Here is an 18,897-nt window from a genome sequence, read left to right as displayed (position 1 = left end):
GTCTGAGGGGGGCCTGGGGGCGGGCCGGCTGCGCGCTCTGCTTGATTCAGAAGCGCGAGCCGGCCCGACCTCCGTCAGACCTCTTCGACGCTGCTCGGCTCGCGCCGGGACAGGTCGATGCCGAGCTCTTCGGCGGCGCGGAAGACGTCCTCGTCGGAGTCCCGCATCTCGATGGACTGGCCGTCCGAGGACAGCACCTCCACGTTGAGGCAGAGCGACTGCATTTCCTTGATGAGAACCTTGAAGGACTCGGGAATGCCGGGCTCGGGGATGTTCTCGCCCTTGACGATGGCCTCGTAGACCTTCACGCGGCCGAGCACGTCGTCGGACTTGATGGTGAGCAGCTCCTGCAGGGCGTACGCGGCGCCGTACGCCTCGAGGGCCCACACCTCCATCTCACCGAAGCGCTGACCACCGAACTGCGCCTTACCACCGAGCGGCTGCTGGGTGATCATCGAGTACGGACCGGTCGAACGGGCGTGCAGCTTGTCGTCGACCAGGTGGTGCAGCTTGAGGATGTACATGTAGCCGACCGAGACCGGCATCGGGAACGGCTCGCCGGAGCGGCCGTCGAACAGGCGGGCCTTGCCGGTGGAGTTCACCAGGCGCTCACCGTCACGGGTGAGGGTGGTGTTGTCCAGCAGACCGGTGATCTCGTCCTCGCGGGCACCGTCGAAGACCGGGGTGGCGAGGTTGGTGCCACCGCTGACCTGGTCGGCGCCGATCGCCTGGAGGCGCTGGGCCCACTCGTCGGCGAGGCCGGAGACGTCCCAGCCCTGCTTGGCGAGCCACCCGAGGTGGATCTCCAGGACCTGTCCCGGGTTCATTCGGGACGGGACACCCAGCGGGTTGAGGATGATGTCGACCGGGGTGCCGTCCTCGAGGAAGGGCATGTCCTCGACCGGAAGGATCTTGGAGATGACACCCTTGTTGCCGTGACGGCCGGCGAGCTTGTCACCGTTGGTGATCTTGCGCTTCTGGGCCACGTAGACGCGGACCAGCTGGTTGACGCCCGGGGGCAGCTCGTCGCCCTCTTCGCGGTCGAAGACGCGGACGCCGATGACCTTGCCGGACTCACCGTGCGGGACCTTGAGCGAGGTGTCGCGGACCTCACGGGCCTTCTCGCCGAAGATCGCGCGGAGCAGGCGCTCCTCGGGGGTCAGCTCGGTCTCACCCTTCGGGGTGACCTTGCCGACGAGGATGTCACCGGTGACGACGTCGGCGCCGATCCGGATGATGCCGCGCTCGTCCAGGTCCGCGAGGACCTCCTCGGAGACGTTCGGGATGTCCCGGGTGATCTCCTCGGGGCCGAGCTTGGTGTCACGGGCGTCGACCTCGTGCTCCTCGATGTGGATCGAGGAGAGGACGTCGTCCTGCACGAGGCGCTGCGACAGGATGATCGCGTCCTCGTAGTTGTGACCCTCCCACGACATGAACGCCACGAGCAGGTTCTTGCCGAGGGCCATCTCGCCCTCGTCGGTGCACGGGCCGTCGGCCAGCACCTGGTTGACCTCGACCCGGGCGCCCTCGTCCACGAGCACCTTCTGGTTGAAGGCGGTGCCCTGGTTGGAGCGGGTGAACTTGGCGGCGCGGTACGTGGTGTACGTGCCGTCGTCGTTCGCCACGGTGACGTAGTCGGCCGAGACCTCCTGCACCACGCCGGACTTCTCGGCGGTGATGACGTCGGCGGCGTCGACGGCGCAGCGGTACTCCATGCCGGTGCCGACCAGCGGGGCCTCGCTCTTCAGCAGCGGCACCGCCTGGCGCATCATGTTCGAGCCCATGAGCGCGCGGTTGGCGTCGTCGTGCTCGAGGAACGGGATCATGGCGGTCGCGACCGACACCATCTGGCGCGGCGAGACGTCCATGTAGTCGATCTCGGAGCCCGGGATGTAGTCGATCTCGCCGCCGCGGCGACGGACCAGGACACGGGGCTCGGCGAAGTGCAGGTCCGCGGTCAGCGGGGCGTTCGCCTGGGCGATGACGTAGCGGTCCTCCTCGTCGGCGGTGAGGTAGTCCACCTTCTCGGTGACGACACCGTCGACGACCTTGCGGTACGGGGTCTCGATGAAGCCGAAGGCGTTGACCCGGCCGTACGAGGCCAGCGACCCGATCAGACCGATGTTCGGGCCTTCCGGGGTCTCGATCGGACACATGCGGCCGTAGTGCGAGGGGTGCACGTCACGGACCTCGAAGCCGGCGCGCTCACGGGAGAGACCACCGGGACCGAGGGCGGACAGACGACGCTTGTGGGTCAGGCCCGACAGCGGGTTCGTCTGGTCCATGAACTGCGACAGCTGGCTGGTGCCGAAGAACTCCTTGATGGAGGCGACGACCGGCCGGATGTTGATCAGGGTCTGCGGCGTGATCGCCTCGACGTCCTGGGTGGTCATGCGCTCGCGCACGACGCGCTCCATACGGGCGAGACCCGTACGGACCTGGTTCTGGATGAGCTCGCCGACGTTGCGCAGGCGGCGGTTGCCGAAGTGGTCGATGTCGTCGACCTCGACCACGATGTCGCGGCCGGTCTCGTCACGCCACTCGGTCTCGCCCGCGTGCAGCTTCACCAGGTACTTGATCGCACCGATGATGTCGGGCTCGGTGAGCACACCGGAGTCCAGCGACTCGGCGTTGCCCAGCTTCCTGTTCAGCTTGTAACGACCGACCTTGGCCAGGTCGTAGCGCTTCGGGTTGAAGTACAGGTTCTCCAGAAGCGTCTGCGCGGCCTCGCGCGTCGGCGGCTCGCCCGGACGCAGCTTGCGGTAGATGTCCAGCAGCGCGTCGTCCTGGCCCTGGGTGTGGTCCTTCTCCAGGGTGTTGCGCATCGACTCGTACTCGCCGAACTCCTCGAGAATCATCTCGTTGGTCCAGCCGAGAGCCTTGAGCAGCACGGTGACGGACTGCTTGCGCTTGCGGTCGATGCGGACGCCGACCATGTCGCGCTTGTCGATCTCCATCTCGAGCCAGGCACCACGCGAGGGGATGACCTTGCAGGAGTAGATGTCCTTGTCGGACACCTTGTCCAGGGTGGAGTCGAAGTACACGCCCGGGGAGCGGACGAGCTGCGACACGACGACACGCTCGGTGCCGTTGATCACGAACGTGCCCTTGTGGGTCATGAGCGGGAAATCGCCCATGAAGACCGTCTGAGACTTGATCTCACCGGTCTCGTTGTTGGTGAACTCGGCCGTGACGAAGAGCGGGGCCGCGTACGTGAAGTCGCGGTCCTTGCACTCGTCAATGGAGTTCTTCGGCGGCTCGAAACGGTGGTCGCGGAAGGTCAGGGACATCGACCCGCTGAAGTCCTCGATCGGCGAGATCTCCTCGAAGATCTCCTCCAGACCGGACTTGGTGGGGACGTCCTGACCAGACTCCAACGCCTGCTCGACCCGGGACTTCCAGGCCGCGTTGCCGAGCAGCCAGTCAAAGCTCTCGGTCTGCAGGGCCAGGAGGTTCGGGACCTCGAGGGGCTCCTTGATCTTCGCGAACGAGACGCGGAGCGGGGCGGTGGATGCGGCGGAATTGTTCGAGGCGTTGCGCGGCGCGGCCAAGAGGGGGGTCCTTCCGAGGGCTCGGAGCTCACTACGCGCGTACCAGCCGGGCCTGCTTGAGCCTGGATTCCGTCTCCCTCGCAGCTGGCCTCCGCCGGGGTCGAAACCCCAGGTCAGAGCCGCTTTGCGGAGGCGGTGCCAGACCCCTTCAGGGCAACGCAAACTCCGGGCGACGAGTCACGGAGCAGCTAACAGGCAGCGCAAAGGGACAGTGTAGCCAAAGGCCACACTGCTGTCCAGCTCTGATTCGGAAACCGAATCGGAGACTCCTCCCGGTAGCCGGGGGCGCGGGCGCCCACCGGGTACTGCTCTAACTCACGTGGAGTCATTTCCCGCCCGAGCCGCTGGTTATGCATCCAGCGGCGAACCAACCGGGCGGACTCGCGCCTTGAGAATCGCGCGCCTCGCCAGGTTCGTCAAGGGCCCGCCGGCGGGGCGGGCCTCGACCCGTTCATCGGTCCGAACCCCTCCGGCGTTACAGAAGCCGTGGTCGGGGCCACCGTCGATGACGGTGATCACCATACTCCTCGTCGCCGACAGTACCGAGTGCGCGATCGGCCACACCGGTGGCCGGCCGGCCGCGGGCGGCGGGGAGGGCGGGCGGGCCCGGAAACACAAAAGACCGGGCCGACCACCCGCAAGGGTGATCGGCCCGGTCTCAGGCCCCCTCAGAGGGGGCGAGAAGTCACTTGACGGTGACCTTGGCGCCGGCACCCTCGAGGGCGGCCTTGGCCTTCTCGGCAACGTCCTTGGCAACCTTCTCCAGGACCTTGGCACCAGCGGTGTCAACGAGGTCCTTGGCCTCCTTCAGGCCGAGGGAGGTCAGGGTGCGCACCTCCTTGATGACCTGGATCTTCTTGTCACCGGCGCCGTCGAGGATGACGTCGAACTCGTCCTGCTCCTCAACGGCCTCGGCCACGGCGCCCGGGCCGGCGATGCCGGCAACGGCGACCGGAGCGGCGGCGGTGACGTCGAACTTGTCCTCGAAGGCCTTCACGAAGGCGGCGAGCTCGATGAGGGTGAGCTCCTCGAACTGCGCGAGCAGCTCGTCCTGGGACAGCTTCGCCATGATGGCGTCCTTCCACTAAATCGGCAGGTGGTGCCGGATGTACGGGTTGGGCGGGCACGGGCCCGCAGCGAGGCGTGAGCCTGCCGATTACTCGGCGGCGGCGTCCTCGGCGGCGGGAGCCGGCGTACCGGCACCGCCCTGCTCGACCTTGTCGCGCAGCGCGTCCACAGTGCGGACGAGCTTCGACGGCAGGGCCTGGAAGAGCGCGGCAGCCTGGGACTGCTTGGCCTTCAGGGCACCCGCCAGCTTGGCGAGCAGCACCTCGCGGGACTCGAGGTCCGCGAGCTTCTTGATCTCATCGGCGGACAGCGCCTTACCGTCAAGGACACCGCCCTTGATGATGAGAGCGGGGTTCTCCTTGGCGAAGTCACGCAGAGCCTTCGCCGACTCCACCGGGTCACCGGTGACGAAGGCGACAGCCGTCGGACCGTTGAACAGGTCGTCGAGCTCGGAGATCCCGGCCTCATTGGCCGCGATCTTGGTCAGCGTGTTCTTCACCACGGCGTACTCGGCGTTGTCGCCGAGCGAGCGACGCAGGGTCTTGACCTGCTTCACCGAGAGACCGCGGTACTCGGTCAGCAGCGCCGCGGAGGAGCCACGGAACTTGTCCGTGATCTCGGCGACGGCGGCAGCCTTGTCGGGCCTGGCCATAGGCTTACGCCTCCTTCCGTGATGTCGAAGTCCGGCCGACCGCGAAAGTCGACCATTCACACCTCGAACCGGCCGGACGGAAGGAAAGCCCTTGCAGAAAATGCAATGAGCCCCGGTGCGCAGGCGCACGGGGCTCGTAGCGACCTCGACGGGCACCAGCGCGAACGCGGGACCCGGAAGTCGAAGCTCCAGACACACCTGCGCGGGCTGCCTGCGACGAAGCGCAGATCCTTCGGCCACCGACTCCCTGACGGGGGCGGCGACAACCAGCGGTCTTTGGCTTCGGCAACAGTAACCGGACTCGTCCGGACGACGCAAATCGCCCTCGGACGGGTGAACCGGAACGGGCCCCGGCGGGCTCAGCGGGCCAGCGGGGAGACCGTCCGGACGCCGGTGTCCACGGTGTCCGTCTCGGCCGGGGCCTGGGCCGAGAGCAGCGCGCCGGCCGGGTCGGAGTAGATCACCGAGTCGTCCGCCCGGCCGCTGTCCCCGTTCCCGGTGCGCTGCAGCCGGACCAGCTGGTCCTTGTCGTTCAGCCAGAGGTCCAGGGTGAGCTCGAGCGAGCCGCCGGGGGCCAGTGCGGCCCGCAGGCCGTCCCGGCGGGCCTGTGTCAGCTGGGTCTGGGCCGCCGCGTACTTCTCGGCGGTGGTGGTCACCCGGTAGTGCTCGACGGTGGAGTCCTCGAACTTCTCCTCACCGACGAAGGCCGGCTCCACCCCGTCGGAGGTGGCCGCGGCCAGTGCCTCGACCGGGTTCAGCAGGTCCAGCAGCCCCGCGTACGGGACCGCCTTGTGCCCGTCCGGGTCGGTCGGGACGGAGAAGCGCTCCCAGTGCCTGCCGCCGTTCCTGGCGGCGGTGGCGGCGTCGCCGCCCTGGTAGCCGACGGTGTCCACGACGATCAGCTGCTCGGCGTCACCCGGGGTGGAGCGCTTGAGCTGGGCCGCCGTCTTGGGCGCCCAGAACAGCGAGCCGGAGCCGGCGTCCGCGCCCAGCCGGTAGCCGACCTTGGCCCGGCGGGCGGTCTGCATGGCCAGCTGGGCGGAGAGCAGCACGCCGTGCGGGGAGCGGTCGGTCGGCTTGGCCGGCCCGGTCGGGGTGGCGGCGGTCGCGGCGGCGGTGCTCGCGCTGGCGCCGGCCGAGGGTGTGGCGGGCGCGTCCCCGCCGCCGCAGCCGGTCAGGCCGCTCGCGAGCACGGCGACGACGGCCACCGCCGCCAGTCGCTGCCGTCGCGCCATCGTCCGTTCCTCTCTCACCGGGCCCACCTTGCCACCCGGACCGGGTCCGGCCGGTGGCAGCCCCCGCCCCGTCCACCTGATCGGCCGGGTCGGGGGCCGGCGTCAGCTGCCGGCGGGAGTGCCGCCGGCCTTCGCCAGGTCGGCGAGGGTGATGAAGTCCCCCGGGGTGGCGGCGATGACCGGCGTGCCGTAGTCCGAGTAGGTCACGGCGATGTTCACCGGTCCGTTCTTGGTGTCGGCCCGCTCGGTCCGCTTGACCACCAGCTGGTCGGCGTCGACCCAGACGTCGACCTGCTCACTGGCGACGCCGGCCTTGTCCAGGTTCTGCTTGAGCCGGTCGGCCTGCTCCTGGGTCACGCCCCGGCCGGTCGCCTTGACCAGGTCGGCGACGGCGAGCTCCCCGGAGTAGTGGGTGGCGGCCTTGCCGTCCACCGTCTCCTGGCCGACCTCGGTGACCTTGCCGGTGGCGATCAGCGTCCGGACGCCCTGGACCGGGTCCGCGCTCTGGAGCTGGTCGGTCGAGCCCCCGGAGAGCTTGGACATCTCCTCCTTGCTGTAGCGCAGCCAGCGCGGGCCGCCGCCCTGGACCATCTGACCGCCCAGACCCATGTACATCGCGTCCGCGGTGTACAGGTAGTGCACCTTCGGCCCGCCGGTGATCGGCTCCAGCGCCTTGGCCATCGGGGAGCCGGTGAGGTCCATGGTCAGGTCGGCCTCCAGGCCGTCGGACCAGCCCAGCGCCCCCTGGCCCTTCATGGTGACCTGGCCGACCGAGATCTCCTCGGTGACCTTGGCCGACTTGGCCGCGCCGGTCTTCTTGGTGACCTGCTCCAGGAAGACCGCCGGGCTCACCTTGACCGGCGGGGCGGCCTGGGTGGCGGCGGTCGTCGCGGCGGCGGCCGTGGTCGGGGCCGCCGGGGCGGCGTTCCCACCGTCGGAGCCGTTGTCGTTGCAGGCGGTCGCGGTCAGCGCCAGAGCGGCGAGGACGACGGCGACGGCGGCCTTCCGGGTTCCAGCCATGGTGTTCCCCCCTCGAGAACCCCCGGGCGCGCGACGCGCCCGGGGTGGTAGCCGGTGGTTGGTGCGGTGTCCGGCCCGGGTGTCCGGCCGGATCAGCCGAACAGCTTGAGCAGGTCGGCCTGGGCGCCGAGGTCGCCGGCGGCGGGCGCCTCGATCTTCTCGGCCTTGCCGAGGTCGGAGTACTTGACGGTGACGGCCTTGGACTGGCCGTTGGTGTCGCCGTACTCCTGGTACTTCACCAGCTCCTGCTTGTCGTTCAGCCAGAAGTCGATGGTGAGGGTCTTGCCGTCCTGCTCCAGCGTCTTCTGGACGGACTGGCGCTGCTCCGCGGTGAGCGAGGTCATCCCGGCCACCAGGGTGGCGGTGTCCTCGACGGCCCGCAGGTGGGTGGTCTGGACGCCGTCCACGGCCTCCTGGCCGACCTTGCTGAGCTTGCCGCTCGCGGCCGCGATGGTGAGCTGGGAGACCGGGTTGACCATCTGGCCCATCACCACGAAGGCGCTGCCCATCTCCTCCGTGGCGGGCACCTTGACCCAGTGCTTCCCCTGGAGGGCGGCGGCCGTGGCGTCGTCGCCGCCGATGTAGGTGTCGGCCCCGATCGCCCGGATCCTGAGCTTCTTGCCGTCCATGTCGCTGGACACGTCCACGGAGACCTTGCCCGGGTCCTTCCAGTCGGCGCTGCCGCTGCCGCCCGGGCTGGAGGCGTCCGGGGAGGTCATGGCGACCTTGCCGTTGCCGGCCTTCTGCATCACCAGGGCGGAGGCGGCGAGCGCGGCCTTCGGGTCGGCGGCGAGTCCGGCCGCGGCCGCGGCGGCGTCCTTGCCGCCGGTGGCGCCCGTGCTGTCGGCGGCGCTCTTGGTGTCGCCGCCCTTGCTGCCGCAGGCGGTGGCGCCGGCCAGCAGGACGGCGGCGGTCGCGACGGTGGCCGCGAGACGGACAGCGCGCATGGAAGTACCCCCCGTAAGTTCCTCGGAAGAGCCGATCATCGGCTTCTTCTCAGCCGGACTCTAACGGATCGCCAGGGCCGACCCGCACCGGATATCCCCTCCCGTCAGCCGGTCGCGGCCGGGGTCGTCTCCCCCGCCCCGGGCGCGATGACGTCCGTCGTGGTCACGGTGGTCCCGGCGCTCCCCCGGGCCGTCTCACGGAGCTTCATCAGCCGCGGGCCGGGACCGACCCAGACGTCGTACCCGATCTCGCCGACCCCGCGCTGCCGGTACCAGCCGACCACCGCGGCGAGCTGCTGCGGGTCCAACTCCCGGTCCGCGCCGAAGTAGTCGGCCACCGGGGCGGAGCCCCGGTAGTGCGCGACGGTCGTCCCGGCGAGCTGCTCGGCGCCGAGCGAGCCGAGCCGGTCGGCCTGGGCGATCGCGTACGCCCGGCTGCCCGGGTTGGTGACCAGTGCGGTCATCCAGCCGCCCGCGTAGCCGCCGGAGCCGTTGCCGGCCGCCGGGTCGATCGACTCCGCGGTGGCGCGCTCGGCGTGCCTGGCCGCGCCGCCCTGGTACGTGAGGTCGAGCGCGCCGTCCCGGAGGGACAGCTGCCCGGTGCCCAGCTCGTCGGTGACGGCCAGCGTGACCTCGTCCCGGTCGCCCCAGACCAGGCTGCCGCTCGCGCTGCGCCGGCCGTCCGGGCCCTCCCGCAGCAGGTCGACCCGGGCGCCGCCGGCGTCGTCCAGGGCCTGGGCGGCCGCGAGCACCACCTGCTTGGGCGGGATCGGCGCCGGCTCACCGGGGACGCGGGTGCTCGGGGCGGCCAGCACGCTGCAGGCGGTGGTGGTGCCGAGCAGCAGCAGGGCCGCCGCGAGCGCGGCGGGACGAAGGGCGGGCGGCACGGCACACTCCGGCGGTCACAGGTTCTCCACATGATCTGACCGGCAGAGCGTACGACGACTCGATCAACCGTTCCCCTTCGCCCGTGTCCCGATCCCGCAACCGTTTCCGCCGCCGCCCCGCCGGGCCCCACCACCCGGCCGCGCCGCTGCCCGACCGCACCGCACCGCACCGCACCGCACCGCACCGCAGGAACGACGACGGGCCCGCACCCCCGGTGAAGGGGGTGCGGGCCCGTCGTACGGACTGCTCTAGAGCACTGGGGCTCAGACCGCGGCCGGGTCCTCCTCGACGAGGAGGTTGCGGGTGCGGTTCGGGTCCACCAGGATGCCGGGGCCCATGGTGGTCGAGAACGCGGTCTTCTTGATGTAGCGGCCCTTGGCGGCGGACGGCTTGGCGCGGAGCACCTCGTCCAGCGCGGCGGCGTAGTTCTCGACCAGCTGCTCGTCGGTGAAGGAGGCCTTACCGATGATGAAGTGCAGGTTCGAGTGCTTGTCGACGCGGAACTCGATCTTGCCGCCCTTGATCTCGTTCACTGCCTTGGCGGTGTCCGGGGTCACGGTGCCGGTCTTCGGGTTCGGCATCAGGCCACGGGGACCGAGCACGCGGCCCAGGCGGCCGACCTTGCCCATGAGGTCCGGGGTGGCGACGACGGCGTCGAAGTCGAGGCGGCCCTTGGCGACCTCGTCGATGAGCTCGTCGGAGCCGACGATGTCGGCACCCGCAGCACGCGCGGCCTCGGCACGCTCGCCGGTCGCGAAGACCAGGACCCGAGCGGTCTTACCGGTGCCGTGCGGGAGGATCACGGTGCTGCGGACCATCTGGTCGGCCTTGCGCGGGTCGACGCCCAGACGCATGGCGACCTCGACGGTGCCGTCGAACTTGGTGGTGCTGGTCGCCTTGGCGAGGCGGACGGCCTCGAGGGGGGCGTAGAGGCGGTCGCGGTCGACCTGGGCGTCCGCGGCCTTCAGAGCCTTGCTGCGCTTCACTGCTGCTCCTGAATGGTGATTGGAGTTGTGGTATTCGACGGGCCTGCGCAGGCCCTACCACAGGGACGGCTGAGCCGGTTTGCCCCTGACGGGACGGGGGGCTTGATCAGCCCTCGACGGTGATGCCCATCGACCGGGCGGTGCCGGCGATGATCTTCTCCGCCGCGTCCAGGTCGTTGGCGTTCAGGTCGGGCATCTTGGTGGTGGCGATGTCGCGGACCTGGGCGCTGGTGAGCTTGGCGACCTTGGTCTTGTGCGGCTCGCTGGAGCCCTTGTCGATACCGGCGGCCTTCAGGATGAGGCGCGCGGCCGGCGGCGTCTTCGTGATGAAGGTGAAGGAACGGTCGTCGTAGACCGTGATCTCCACCGGCACGATCATGCCGCGCTGCGACTCGGTCGCAGCGTTGTAGGCCTTGCAGAACTCCATGATGTTGACGCCGTGCTGGCCCAGCGCGGGGCCGACCGGCGGCGCCGGGTTGGCCGCACCGGCGTTGATCTGGAGCTTGATAAGCCCCGTGATCTTCTTCTTCTTGGGAGGCATGTCTCTCCGGGTCCTTCCGAGAGGTGATTGCTGGTGCGTGCGGACGCGGGGCGACACCCGGTCGCCAGCACACACATCAGGCCAGGCTAACGCGTCCGCGCCGCTGGACCAAAACGGATTCGGGGCGGAGGCCGTCGGCCCCCGCCCCGAATCCGAAGACCGTGTGACTAGTTCTTCTGGATCTGGTCGAAGGAGAGCTCGACCGGGGTCTCCCGGCCGAAGATCTCGACCAGGCCCTTGACCTTCTTCGAGTCGGGGTTGATCTCGTTGATGGTCGCCTGGAGGGTCGCGAACGGGCCGTCGGTGACGGTGACCGAGTCGCCGACCTCGAAGTCCAGGACCTGGATCTCGCTCGGCTTGACCGGGGAGGGCTTGCCGGCCTCCTTGGCCGCCTGGCGCTCGACGTCCGGGGCGAGCATCTTGACGACCTCGTCCAGGGTCAGCGGGTACGGGTCGTAGGCGTTGCCCACGAAGCCGGTGACACCGGGGGTGTTGCGCACGACGCCCCAGGACTCCGGGGTGAGGTCCATGCGGACCAGGACGTAGCCGGGGAGCTTGTTCTGCCGGATGGTCTTGCGGTCGCCGTTCTTGATCTGGACGACCTCCTCCTGCGGCACCTCGGCCTGGAAGATGTACTCCTCGACGTTCAGCGAGACGGCGCGCTGCTCCAGGTTCTGCTTGACCCGGTTCTCGTAGCCCGCGTAGGTGTGGATCACGTACCACTCGCCCGGCATGAAGCGCAGGTCCTCGCGGAACTTGGCGACCGGGTCGACCTCGGCCTCGGCCTCCTCCTCGGCGTCCTCCGCCTCGACGGCCTCGGCGTCCTCGGCGTCCTCGGCGTCCTCGTCCTCGGCCGGCTCCTCGTCCACCGACTCCTCGGCGGCGAGCTCCTCGTCGACCTCCACGTGCAGCGCGGCCTCCTCGGCGGGCTCGCCGGCCTCGGCCTCGTCGTACGCCTCGACCTCGTCCTCGTCGCTGTCCACGGCGTCGACGACCTGCTCGGCGGACTCTGCGTCGACAGCCAGCTCGGCCGCGTCCAGCTCGGCGGCGACATCCGCCTCGCGGACGGTCTCGTCGGCGTCGTACAGGGGGGACTCAGACACGGTGGCTGCTTCTTTCCTGGAGATGGTGAAGGTGGCGCGCTCCGGAACCGGCCCGGCGCGCAGCCGCTCGCGCGGTCGCCAGGAGAGGTCTCGGAGACTTCAACAGTACCGAGTCCACGGTACGCGCGCGTACGTCCGCCGCCGACAGCTCGACCCGGACCGATGATTCGGCCCGGGTCGGGAGGTGGTTCGGAGGTGGGGGCTCGATCAGCCGAAGACCAAGAGGCTCAGCTTGGCGAAGCCGTAGTCGAGGCCGTAGACGAAGCCCATCACGACCACGACGAAGGTCACCACGACCGCCGTGTAGTTGGTGAGCTCGCTCCGGGTGGGCCAGACGACCTTGCGGAGCTCCGCGATGATCTGGCGGTAGAACAGGCCCATCCGCGCGAAGAGGCCCTTCTTGGCCCGCTTGCCGGACTTCTTCTGCTTGCCGGAGGTCTTGTCGCCCTCGACAGCAGCGGTCTCGGCAGCGCCGTCGGTCCCCTCGGGGTTGCCGCTCTCAGGCGTTGCGGTGGAGCCCGTGGTCTCCGTCACTCGTCCTCACCTGAATCCGGGTCCGGCCGAACATCACCTGCGTACCCGTTTCAGGCACGAGCGGTCGGCTTAAGCGGTGCTGATCGGAGCCCTCTCCGCACCAAGCCCGCTCGCTCTGTGGAGCGAACGGGCTGAATGCGGATCAAGCAGCAGGGCAAGAGGGACTCGAACCCCCAACCGCCGGTTTTGGAGACCGGTGCTCTACCAATTGAGCTATTGCCCTACGGAACCTCGCGGCCCCTGGTGGCGACCAACCTACCGCATCTCCCCCCGCTGTCTGTACAGGCGGTGAAAGCTCCGGTCTTTTTCGGCGGGCCGTCGAGCAGCGAGTGTACGTGGTCGAGGGGTGTTTGGTCGAACCTCTTCTTCCGGGACCACCGTCCGCCCGGCGGATGTCCGGCCCGGCGGGGCGCACACCGGCGGATCGCCGGGGGCCGCGATGCGGACGGGGCCGTACGGATACTGGAACCGCCACGCCCGGTCCGTCCCGGTTCTGCGACGATGCAGGCATGAGCGCTTCCACCCCGCAGCCCGACCAGTCCCTCCGCCCCGCCGACCGCCGGGTCTCCGCCCGGATCGGTGCGATCGCCGAGTCCGCGACCCTCGCCGTGGACGCCAAGGCCAAGGCCCTCAAGGCCGCCGGCCGCCCGGTGATCGGCTTCGGTGCCGGTGAGCCCGACTTCCCGACGCCGGACTACATCGTCGAGGCGGCCGTCGAGGCCTGCCGCGACCCGAAGAACCACCGCTACACCCCGGCGGGTGGACTGCCCGAGCTCAAGGCCGCGATCGCCGCCAAGACGCTGCGCGACTCCGGCTACCAGGTGGACGCCTCCCAGGTGTTGGTCACCAACGGCGGCAAGCAGGCCATCTACGAGGCCTTCGCCGCGATCCTGGACCCGGGCGACGAGGTCATCGTCCCGGCCCCGTACTGGACCACCTACCCGGAGTCGATCCAGCTGGCCGGCGGTGTCCCGGTGGAGGTCGTCGCCGACGAGACCACCGGCTACAAGGTCTCGGTCGAGCAGCTGGAGGCCGCCCGCACCGAGAACACCAAGGTGGTGCTGTTCGTCTCGCCCTCCAACCCGACCGGCGCGGTGTACACCCGCGACGAGGCCGAGGCGATCGGCCGCTGGGCGCTGGAGCACGGCCTGTGGGTGCTCACCGACGAGATCTACGAGCACCTGGTCTACGGCGACGCGACCTTCACCTCGCTGCCGGCCCTGCTGCCCGAGCTGGCCGACAAGTGCATCGTGGTCAACGGCGTGGCCAAGACCTACGCGATGACCGGCTGGCGGGTGGGCTGGGTGATCGGCCCCAAGGACGTGATCAAGGCCGCGACCAACCTGCAGTCGCACGCCACCTCCAACGTCTCCAACGTCGCCCAGCGCGCCGCGATCGCCGCCGTCGCGGGCGACCTGTCCGCCGTGCACGAGATGCGCACCGCCTTCGACCGCCGCCGCCGGACCATCGTGCGGATGCTCAACGAGATCGACGGCGTCCTCTGCCCCGAGCCCGAGGGCGCCTTCTACGCCTACCCCTCGGTCAAGGGCCTGCTGGGCAAGGAGATCCGCGGTCAGCGCCCGCAGACCTCCGCCGAGCTGGCGAGCCTGATCCTGGACGAGGTCGAGGTCGCCGCCGTCCCGGGCGAGGCCTTCGGCACCCCCGGCTACCTGCGGTTCTCCTACGCGCTCGGCGACGAGGACCTGGTCGAGGGCATCAGCCGGCTCCAGAAGCTGCTCGGCGAGGCCCGCGACTGACGTCCGACGTCAACCGGACACGGCGGATTCACCCGCCGCACCGCCCTCTTTCACCCCTTCGGGGGACGGAAAGAGGGCGGTTCCCGTTTGGGGGCCTCATACGGCAGTATCGGAAAATGGAACGCCTGTTGAACCCGCGAGACGTCAGGGGCCTCCCGAAGGCCCACCTGCACCTGCACTTCACCGGCTCGATGCGGCCCGCCACCCTGCTGGAGCTGGCCGACAAGCACGGCGTCCGCCTGCCGGAGGCGCTCAGCTCCGGCGAGCCGCCCAAGCTCCGCGCCACCGACGAGCGCGGCTGGTTCCGCTTCCAGCGCCTCTACGACACCGCCCGCTCGGTGCTCCGGGACGAGTCGGACATCCGCCGGCTGGTCCTGGAGACCGCCGAGGACGAACGGCGGGAGGGCTCCCGCTGGCTGGAGATCCAGGTCGACCCGACCTCCTACGCGCCCCGGCTGGGCGGGCTGATCCCCGCCCTGGAGCTGATCCTGGACGCGGTCGAGCAGGCCGCCGCGGCCACCGGGGTGGGCATCCGGGTGCTGGTCGCGGCGAACCGGATGAGGTCCCCGATGGACGCCCGGACGCTGGCCCGGCTCGCCGTCCGCTACACCGACCACGGCGTGGTCGGCTTCGGCCTCTCCAACGACGAGCGCCGCGGCCTGGCCCGGGACTTCGACCGGGCCTTCGAGATCGCCCGCAAGGGCGGGCTGCTGGCCGCCCCGCACGGCGGCGAGCTGGCCGGGCCGGAGTCCGTCCGGGACTGCCTGGACGACCTGGGCGCCGGCCGGATCGGCCACGGCGTGCGGGCCGCCGAGGACCCGCGGCTGATGGCCCGGCTGGCGGACCGCCAGATCACCTGCGAGGTCTGCCCGTCCTCCAACGTCTCGCTCGGCGTCTACGAACACCCGGAAGAGGTACCGCTGCGCCGGCTGTTCGACGCCGGGGTGCCGCTGGCGCTCGGCGCGGACGACCCGCTGCTGTTCGGCAGCCGGCTGGTCGCCCAGTACGACCTGGCCCGCGACGCCCTGGGCTTCACCGACGCCGAACTCGCCGAGCTGGCACGGCAGTCGGTCCGCGGCTCGTGCGCCCCGGAGGCCGTCCGCAAGGAGCTGCTGGCGGACATCGACGCCTGGCTGGTCGACGGGCACCCGGCCCGCTAGAGCCCCTGGAGACGGGCCCGCCAGGGCCCCTGGACACGCCTCAGAGCTTGACGCCCACCATCACGGGCTCGTTCACCAGCTCCACCCCGAAGGCCTCGCGGACCCCGTCCCGGATCTCCCGGGCCAGGGCCAGCAGGTCCTCGGCGGTGGCCGCGCCGCGGTTGGTCAGTGCCAGGGTGTGCTTGGTGGAGAGCGTGGCCGGGCCGTCGCCGTAGCCCTTGGCGAAGCCCGCCCGGTCGATCAGCCAGGCCGCCGAGGTCTTGGTGCAGCCCTCCGGGGCGGGGTAGGCGGGGGCGTCCTGGGCACCCGGGAGGGTGCGGAAGGACTCGTACTGCGCCGCCGTGAGCACCGGGTTGGTGAAGAAGGAGCCGGCCGACCAGGTGTCGTGGTCCGCCGGGTCCAGCACCATGCCCTTGCCGGAGCGCAGCCCCAGCACCGCGTCGTACGCCTCGCCCAGCGGCACCCGCTCGCCCTGCTCGACACCGAAGTGCCGGGCCACCTCGGCGTACTTGACCGGGGTGGAGAGCCCCGCGTGGTCCGCCAGGGCGAACCGCACCCGCAGCACCACGTAGCGGTCCGGCCGGGCCTTGAAGCGGCTGTGCCGGTAGGAGAACCCGCACTCGTCGTTCGAGAGGGTGACCACCTCGCCCGCCGTGCGGTCGTACGCGACCACCTCGGTGACGGTCTGGGCCACCTCCTGGCCGTACGCGCCGACGTTCTGCACGGGGGTGGCACCGGCCGAGCCGGGGATGCCGGCCAGGAACTCGATGCCGGCCAGGCCGTGCTCGCGCACCGCGCGGGTGACCGCCTCCGACCACACCTCGCCGGCCGCCAGCTCCAGCACGGTGCCGTCCAGGGCGAACCCGGTGGTGGCGACCCGCAGCACCGTGCCGGGGAAGCCGGCGTCGCCGATCACCAGGTTGGAGCCGCCGCCGAGGACCAGCAGCGGCTCACCGGCCGCGTCGGCCTCGCGGACGGCGGCGATCACCTCGTCGTCGGTGTGGGCGGTGACCAGCCGACGGGCCGGGCCGCCGAGCCGGAGCGTGGTGAGCGGGGCGAGGGGGGCGTCGTTTTCTACCAGCACGCCCACCAGCGTACGGGGACGGGGGCGGCCGCTCGGCCGCCCCCGTGACCCGCACCCCACCGTTCAGGCCTTCGAGGCCTCGGCCGGGACGGCCTCCTCGGCGCCCTGGACGCCCTCGACGCCCTCGATGCCCTCGACGCCCTCGATGCCCTCGACGCCCTCGGTGTCCGCCGCCCGCTCGATCGCGGCGGACTGCTCGGCGGCCACCGCTCCGGCGACCACCGCCCCGGCCTTCGCCGTCCGGCCCGGCAGCAGCAGCGCGCAGGCCCCGGCCGCCAGCACCACCGCGGCTCCGACGTACAGCGCGGGCCCCATCGCGTGGACGAAGGTCCCGGCCGAGCCGTCCCCGCCCTGCTCCGAGAAGACCGCCGCCAGCACGGCCACCCCGAGCGCGCCGCCGACCTCGCGCAGCGCGTTGTTGGCGCCGGAGGCGATGCCCTGCTCCTCGGGCCGGACGCTGTCCATCACCATGGCGGCGGTCGGCGCGAAGTACATCGACATGCCGACCCCGCACATCACCACGGCGGGCACCACCGGGCCGTAGGCGTAGTGCCCGAGTCCGACGCTGATCGCCGCGTACAGCGCCAGGCCGACGCCCTGCAGCACCAGCCCGAGCACCACGATCGGGCGGCCGCCGAGCCGGTCGGCCAGGATCCCGGCGAGCGGGGCGACGATCAGCCCCACCCCGGTCCACGGGAGCATCCGGACGCCAGCCTCCTCCGGGGTGTAGCCGCCGACGGTCTGCAGGTGCTGGCTGATCAGGAAGATCGAGCCGAACATCCCGAGCGACATCAGCAGGCCGGAGGCGTTGACGGCGGTGAAGGTCCGGTTGCGGAACAGCCGCATCGGGAGCATCGGGTGCTTCGCGCCGCGCCGCTCGTACCGGACGAAGGCGATCAGCAGCAGGACGCCGCCGGCCAGTGCGCCCAGCACCAGCGGGCTGGTCCAGCCGTCCGGGTTGCCGCGGATCAGGCCGAGCACGACGCCGAACAGGCCGAGGCTCACCAGCACCGTGCCGACCGCGTCCAGGGCCGGGTTGGCGCCCCGGCTCTCGCGCAGCTTGACGGCGGCCAGCGGCACCAGGACCACGCCGACCGGGACGTTCACCCAGAAGATCCACTGCCAGGAGAAGTTCTCCGTCAGGGTGCCGCCGACCAGCGGTCCGGTGGCGATGGCGAGGCCGTTGACACCGGCCCAGATGCCGAAGGCCATCCCGCGCTTGGCCGCCGGGATGGCGGCGGTCAGCAGGGTGAGGGTGAGCGGCATCGCCACCGCGGCCCCCACGCCCTGGAGGGCACGGGCGGCGATCAGCTCGCCGATGCCGGGCGAGAGCGCGGCCGCGGCCGAGCCGACGGTGAAGAGCGTGAGCCCGATCACGAACATCCGGCGGCGGCCGAAGCGGTCGCCGAGCGCCGCGCCGAACATCAGCAGCACGGCGAAGGAGAGGGTGTAGGCGCTGACCGTCCACTCCAGGTCGGACAGCCCGCCGCCGAGCTCCTCGCGGATGGAGGGCAGCGCGGTGGTGACGACCAGGTTGTCCAGCGCGGCCATGAAGCCCGCGAGGGCGGTGATCACCAAGGTCCAGACGCCGGTGCGGCCGAGGCCCGGCCGCTCCGTGGCCGCCACCTCGGCCCCGGTCGCCTTCGCCACCTCGGCCCCCTCGGCCGCCTCCGCCGCCTCGGCCCCGGTCGCGCTTCCTGCTGTGTGCTCCGTCATGAACGTCCCCCCAGGATTTCCCGGATAGTTATTGATCACTAACTTTCGAGGGCCGAAAAATGGGCCGCCCGGACCGCGCCGCGCGACCCGCTACCCGGCCTCCTCGCGCTCGCCGAAGCCGTCCCAGATCCGGTGCTCCCGGGGGAAGCCCAGCGCCACCAGGGCGTTGATCAGCATCCCGTACGCGAAGAACTCGGTGGTCCCCTGCACGTCGCCGCCGACCCGCTCCCGCACCCGCTCGAACAGCTCCCCCCACAGCCGCCGGGCGGTCTCGCCGATCTCGTCCTCGCCGGCCATCCGGGAGGCGAACACCGAGACGTACAGCTGCATCTGCATCATCAGCTGCTCGCCGTCCTCGACCAGGCCCATGTACGCCTCGGACATCTTCGCGGCGGCCTCCTCGCCGGTCAGCCCGGCCGACGCCACGTCGAAGACCTTCCAGGTCTCCTCGATGCAGCGCTCGGCGGCCGCCGTGAAGATCGCCTGCTTGCCCGGGAACAGCCGGAACAGGTACGGCTGCGAGACGCCCACCCGGCGGGCGATCGACTCGGTGGACGTCCCGCGGTAGCCGTTCCTGGCGAACTCGATCATCGCGGCCCGGACGACGCTCTCGCGTCGCTCCTCCGCGCTCATCCGCATGCTCGTCTTCGCCATG

The 18,897-nt window shown here is 70.7% G+C and carries 16 protein-coding genes and 1 tRNA gene; 2 read left to right on the top strand and 15 right to left on the bottom strand.

Features of this window, described 5'->3' with window-relative positions; translation table 11 throughout:
* Positions 1-74 precede the first annotated feature (74 nt).
* From rpoB to ACFC1T_RS01215, 12 genes are all read right to left on the bottom strand, one after another.
* Entirely contained in the window at positions 75-3,551 is a 3,477-nt protein-coding gene (gene rpoB / locus ACFC1T_RS01270) for a DNA-directed RNA polymerase subunit beta (protein WP_375881997.1), read from the bottom strand.
* 685 nt (positions 3,552-4,236) lie between these two features.
* Positions 4,237-4,620, bottom strand: a complete 384-nt coding sequence (gene rplL, locus ACFC1T_RS01265) for a 50S ribosomal protein L7/L12 (protein WP_375881995.1) — start codon at positions 4,618-4,620, stop codon at positions 4,237-4,239.
* A gap of 87 nt (positions 4,621-4,707) precedes the next feature.
* Positions 4,708-5,271 carry a 50S ribosomal protein L10 gene (rplJ, locus tag ACFC1T_RS01260; protein ID WP_350503606.1) on the bottom strand — a complete coding sequence of 188 codons (564 nt, stop codon included), beginning with the start codon at positions 5,269-5,271 and terminating at the stop codon, positions 4,708-4,710.
* A gap of 359 nt (positions 5,272-5,630) precedes the next feature.
* On the bottom strand, positions 5,631-6,506 hold the full coding sequence (locus tag ACFC1T_RS01255) for a hypothetical protein (protein WP_375881993.1): 876 nt from the start codon (positions 6,504-6,506) through the stop codon (positions 5,631-5,633).
* Positions 6,507-6,608: 102 nt separating this feature from the next.
* The gene (locus tag ACFC1T_RS01250; RefSeq protein WP_375881991.1) at positions 6,609-7,526 is read right to left on the bottom strand and encodes a hypothetical protein; all 918 of its coding nucleotides are present in this window, start codon (positions 7,524-7,526) and stop codon (positions 6,609-6,611) included.
* A 92-nt stretch (positions 7,527-7,618) separates the two neighbouring features.
* Complete coding sequence (locus ACFC1T_RS01245) at positions 7,619-8,473, bottom strand: hypothetical protein (protein ID WP_375881990.1); 855 nt, start codon at positions 8,471-8,473, stop codon at positions 7,619-7,621.
* Between the two features lie 104 nt (positions 8,474-8,577).
* Positions 8,578-9,360, bottom strand: a complete 783-nt coding sequence (locus ACFC1T_RS01240; protein ID WP_375881989.1) for a hypothetical protein — start codon at positions 9,358-9,360, stop codon at positions 8,578-8,580.
* A 264-nt stretch (positions 9,361-9,624) separates the two neighbouring features.
* Complete coding sequence (rplA, locus tag ACFC1T_RS01235; RefSeq protein WP_375881987.1) at positions 9,625-10,347, bottom strand: 50S ribosomal protein L1; 723 nt, start codon at positions 10,345-10,347, stop codon at positions 9,625-9,627.
* A 106-nt stretch (positions 10,348-10,453) separates the two neighbouring features.
* On the bottom strand, positions 10,454-10,888 hold the full coding sequence (gene rplK / locus ACFC1T_RS01230) for a 50S ribosomal protein L11 (protein WP_375881984.1): 435 nt from the start codon (positions 10,886-10,888) through the stop codon (positions 10,454-10,456).
* 167 nt (positions 10,889-11,055) lie between these two features.
* Positions 11,056-11,991 (bottom strand): transcription termination/antitermination protein NusG, encoded by a 936-nt coding sequence (nusG, locus tag ACFC1T_RS01225; protein WP_375881982.1) that lies wholly within the window; start codon positions 11,989-11,991, stop codon positions 11,056-11,058.
* Between the two features lie 207 nt (positions 11,992-12,198).
* Complete coding sequence (gene secE, locus ACFC1T_RS01220; RefSeq protein ID WP_360226154.1) at positions 12,199-12,525, bottom strand: preprotein translocase subunit SecE; 327 nt, start codon at positions 12,523-12,525, stop codon at positions 12,199-12,201.
* A 150-nt stretch (positions 12,526-12,675) separates the two neighbouring features.
* Positions 12,676-12,748 (bottom strand) — tRNA-Trp (locus ACFC1T_RS01215).
* 286 nt (positions 12,749-13,034) lie between these two features.
* On the opposite strand from ACFC1T_RS01215, the gene ACFC1T_RS01210 reads away from it, so the two are divergent.
* Positions 13,035-14,282, top strand: a complete 1,248-nt coding sequence (locus ACFC1T_RS01210; protein ID WP_375881979.1) for a pyridoxal phosphate-dependent aminotransferase — start codon at positions 13,035-13,037, stop codon at positions 14,280-14,282.
* A gap of 116 nt (positions 14,283-14,398) precedes the next feature.
* Positions 14,399-15,442 carry an adenosine deaminase gene (locus ACFC1T_RS01205; protein ID WP_375881976.1) on the top strand — a complete coding sequence of 348 codons (1,044 nt, stop codon included), beginning with the start codon at positions 14,399-14,401 and terminating at the stop codon, positions 15,440-15,442.
* A gap of 40 nt (positions 15,443-15,482) precedes the next feature.
* On the opposite strand, the gene ACFC1T_RS01200 is transcribed toward ACFC1T_RS01205, so the two are convergent.
* From ACFC1T_RS01200 to ACFC1T_RS01190, 3 genes are all read right to left on the bottom strand, one after another.
* The gene (locus tag ACFC1T_RS01200) at positions 15,483-16,526 is read right to left on the bottom strand and encodes a UDP-N-acetylmuramate dehydrogenase (protein ID WP_375881974.1); all 1,044 of its coding nucleotides are present in this window, start codon (positions 16,524-16,526) and stop codon (positions 15,483-15,485) included.
* 63 nt (positions 16,527-16,589) lie between these two features.
* A complete protein-coding gene (locus ACFC1T_RS01195) occupies positions 16,590-18,077 on the bottom strand; it encodes an MFS transporter (RefSeq protein WP_375882349.1) in 1,488 nt (495 codons plus the stop codon).
* 255 nt (positions 18,078-18,332) lie between these two features.
* Entirely contained in the window at positions 18,333-18,896 is a 564-nt protein-coding gene (locus ACFC1T_RS01190) for a TetR/AcrR family transcriptional regulator (protein ID WP_375881973.1), read from the bottom strand.
* Position 18,897: the final 1 nt, after the last annotated feature.

Source organism: Kitasatospora sp. NPDC056076, from assembly GCF_042266305.1.
Taxonomy (GTDB): Bacteria; Actinomycetota; Actinomycetes; order Streptomycetales; family Streptomycetaceae; genus Kitasatospora.
Note: the sequence above shows the minus strand (reverse complement) of the source record. Positions and strands in the feature narration are given on the sequence as shown.